Origin of the sequence: Streptomyces sp. NPDC059900, from assembly GCF_050270335.1 — a bacterium.
Lineage (GTDB): Bacteria > Actinomycetota > Actinomycetes > Streptomycetales > Streptomycetaceae > Streptomyces.
Genome location: NZ_JBNNJZ010000721.1, coordinates 1 through 3,679, shown reverse-complemented (window position 1 = coordinate 3,679; position 3,679 = coordinate 1). Strand labels below are relative to the sequence as shown.

Sequence of the window (3,679 nt, the reverse complement as noted above, 5' to 3'; positions counted from 1 at the left end):
GTGCAGAACCAAGCAGCACCCAAGCAGCACCCACGCTCTTCGGAGCCCCAGTTCGTCTCGGGCCGTCCCCCGGGTCGTGCGCCCAACGCACCATCCCAAATCCCGCAGTCTCCACAGGCCCCACCCTTGAACGACCGGCCTGTTGCGGGTGCCCCTATGAACCTTGGGAGTTAGGCACCATGACCCAGCAGTCAACGGAGCCGAAGACCACGCCGGAAGACGCGGGCAACGGCTCGCGCGTCCCGGCCGGCAGGTCTTGGCTCGACCGGTATTTCCACATAACCCACAGAGGATCGACGGTCGGCCGGGAGGTGCGTGGCGGCATCACCACCTTCATGGCGATGGCCTACATCATCCTGCTGAACCCCGTGATCCTCTCGGTGCCCGACGCCACGGGACACCGCCTCGACGGTGATCAGCTGACCACCGCCACCGTCTTCGCGGCGGCCGCCACCACCATCGTCATGGGCATCCTCGGCAATGTGCCGCTCGCCCTCGCGGCGGGACTCGGTGTCTCCGCCGTCATGGCCTTCCAGGTCGCCCCGGAGATGACCTGGGGCAACGCGATGGCGATGTGCATCATCTACGGCGTCATCATCATCCTGCTGGTCCTCACCGGCCTGCGGACCCTGATCATGGACGCGATCCCCCTGGCGCTGAAGCACGCCATCACCATGGGTATCGGCATGTTCGTCACGCTGATCGGCCTGGTCCAGGCGGGCTTCGTCACCTCCATGCCGTCCAAGCACGGCGACATGGGCGCGAAGCCGATCCAGATGGGCATCGACGACAAGCTCATCGGCTGGCCCGTCGTCTGCTTCGCCGTCACCGTCCTGCTGATCTTCGTGCTCCAGGTCCGCAAGGTGCCGGGCGCGATCCTCATCGGCATCGTCGGCGGCACCGTGTTCGCCGCGATCGTCAACCAGGTCGCCGGCATGAGCAAGGCGGACTGGGGCCTGAACGCCCCCGAGCTCGACGGCTCCATCGTCTCGTCGCCCGACTTCGGGCTCTTCGGCGAAGTGTCCTTCAGCGGCATCGGCGACATCGGCGGCATCACCGTGGGTGTCATCGTCTTCACCCTGGTCCTCGCCGGCTTCTTCGACGCCATGGGCACCATCATCGGCATCGGCCAGCAGGCCAACCTCGCCGACAAGGACGGCAAGATGCCGGGCCTGAACAAGGCCCTGGCGATCGACGGTGCCGGCGGTGTCGTCGGCGGCCTGGCCGGAGCCTCGGGCCAGACCGTCTTCGTCGAGTCCACCGCGGGTGTCGGCGACGGTGCGCGCACCGGCTTCGCCAGCGTCGTCACCGGCCTCGGCTTCGCGCTCTGCCTCTTCTTCACCCCGCTGGCCCAGCTCATCCCGACCCAGGTCGCCGCCGCGGCGCTCGTCGTCATCGGCGCGATGATGCTGAGCAACGCCCGGCACATCGACTGGACCGACCAGGCCACCAGCATCCCGGTGTTCCTGACCACGGTCCTGATGCCGTTCACGTACTCCATCACGGTGGGTATCGCGGCCGGTGTCGTCGCCCACGTCCTCATCAAGGCCGCGCAGGGCAAGGTCCGGGAGATCGGCTGGCTCATGTGGGTGCTCGCGCTCGTGTTCCTCGCCTTCTTCGCGCTCCATCCGATCGAGAACTGGATGGGCGTCAAGTAGCCCTTCCTTTTTGACCACACACCCGTTAGGAGACGGACATGCTGGACATCGCCGAAGAGTTGGACCGGTGGGTCGAGCAGGGACGCGACTTCGCCGTCGCCACCGTGGTGGCGGTCGGCGGCAGCGCGCCCCGGCAGCCGGGCGCGGCCCTGGCCGTCGACTCGGACGGCACCGCGATCGGCTCCGTCTCCGGCGGGTGTGTGGAAGGCGCCGTCTACGACCTGTGCCGGCAGGCACTCGAAGACGGCCAGAGCGTGCTCGAACGCTTCGGATACAGCGACGAGGACGCCTTCGCCGTGGGCCTGACCTGCGGCGGCATCATCGACATCCTCGTCACCCCGGTCCGCGCCGACTCGCCGGTGCGGCCGGTCTTCGCCGCCGCGCTCACGGCGGCCGCCTCGGGCGAGCCCGCGGCGCTCGCCCGGATCACCGCCGGGCCCCCGGAACTCGTGGGGCGGGCGCTTCTCGTACGTTCGGACGCCGACGCCGCTCATGAGGGCGGGCTCGGCGGCCACCCCGAGCTTGACCGCACGGCGGCGGGCGAGGCCCGCGCGATGCTGGACGCGGGGCGCACGGGCACGGTCGAGATCGGCGAGGACGGCTCGCGCTGCGGGCAGCCGCTCACGCTCCTTGTCGAGTCCAGCGTCCCGCCGCCCCGCATGATCGTGTTCGGCGCCATCGACTTCGCTTCGGCGCTCGTCAGGATGGGCAAGTTCCTCGGCTACCGCGTCACCGTGTGTGACGCGCGGCCCGTGTTCGCCACCCCGGCGCGCTTCCCCGACGCCGACGAGATCGTCGTCGAGTGGCCGCACAAATACCTGGAGCGCACGGAGGTCGACGGGCGCACCGTCCTGTGCGTCCTCACCCACGACGCCAAGTTCGACGTCCCCCTGCTCGAACTGGCCCTGCGGCTCCCGGTCGCCTATGTGGGCGCGATGGGATCGCGCCGCACCCACCAGGACCGCAACGCCCGGCTGCGCGAAGTCGGCGTCAGCGAGCTGGAGCTGACCCGCCTGCGCTCGCCCATCGGCCTCGACCTCGGTGCGCGCACCCCGGAGGAGACGGCCCTGTCGATCGCCGCGGAGATCGTCGCGAACCGGCGCGGCGGCAGCGGGGTCTCGCTGACGGGCGCGCACACGCCGATCCACCACGACGGCTCGGGGCGGCCCGCGGGGCGCATCGGGTCCGTGGCCTGACGGCCCGGGGTTCGCCGCCCTGATTCGACGTCCGCACCCACCGAACGGTTGCGCTGCCCGAGATCCACGGGTTCATGTCATATGCCTGCTACGTTGCGTTACAAAATGACCACTTTGTGACGCAATGGGAGCATCCGTGAAGGTCGCCTGCGTCGGCGGCGGTCCCGCCGCCCTGTACCTCTCGATCCTGCTCAAGCGGCAGGACCCGTCCCACGACATCACCGTCCACGAACGGAACCCGGCCGGTTCGACCTACGGCTGGGGGGTCACCTACTGGGGCGGGCTGCTCGAGAAGCTCCACGCCGGCGACCCCGAGTCGGCGGAGGCCATCAGCGAGCACTCGGTCCGCTGGAGCGACGGCATCGCGCACGTCGGCGACCGCACCACCGTCCACCACGGCGACGAAGGCCACGGCATCGGGCGCCACCGGCTGCTCGACATCCTCGCCGGGCGGGCACGGGCACTCGGTGTACACATCGAGTACGAGTCGGAGATCACGGCCGCGGCCCAGCTGCCCGGCGCCGACCTCGTCGTCGCGGGCGACGGCGTCAGGAGCGCGCTGCGCGAACGCCACGCGGGCCACTTCGGCCCGGAGATCTCGGTCGGCCGCAACAAGTACATCTGGCTCGGCACCAGCAAGGTCTTCGACTCCTTCACCTTCGCCTTCACGGAGACCGAACACGGCTGGATCTGGTGCTACGGCTACCGCTTCAGCGACGAGCAGAGCACCTGCGTCATCGAGTGCTCCCCGGAGACCTGGACGGGCCTGGGCCTGCACGAGGCGAGCGAGGCCCGCGGTCTCGCCCTCCTGGAGCGGCTCTTCGC

2 protein-coding genes and 1 pseudogene are annotated in these 3,679 nt (G+C 69.7%); all 3 read left to right on the top strand.

Going from position 1 to position 3,679, the window contains the following annotated elements; translation table 11 throughout:
- Positions 1-179 precede the first annotated feature (179 nt).
- Positions 180-1,658, top strand: a complete 1,479-nt coding sequence (locus ACQKIP_RS42690; protein WP_365866739.1) for an NCS2 family permease — start codon at positions 180-182, stop codon at positions 1,656-1,658.
- Positions 1,659-1,696: 38 nt separating this feature from the next.
- Positions 1,697-2,854, top strand: a complete 1,158-nt coding sequence (locus ACQKIP_RS42685) for an XdhC/CoxI family protein (RefSeq protein WP_365866740.1) — start codon at positions 1,697-1,699, stop codon at positions 2,852-2,854.
- Between the two features lie 124 nt (positions 2,855-2,978).
- Positions 2,979-3,679 (top strand): annotated as a pseudogene (locus ACQKIP_RS42680) (FAD-dependent monooxygenase); the annotation flags it as partial.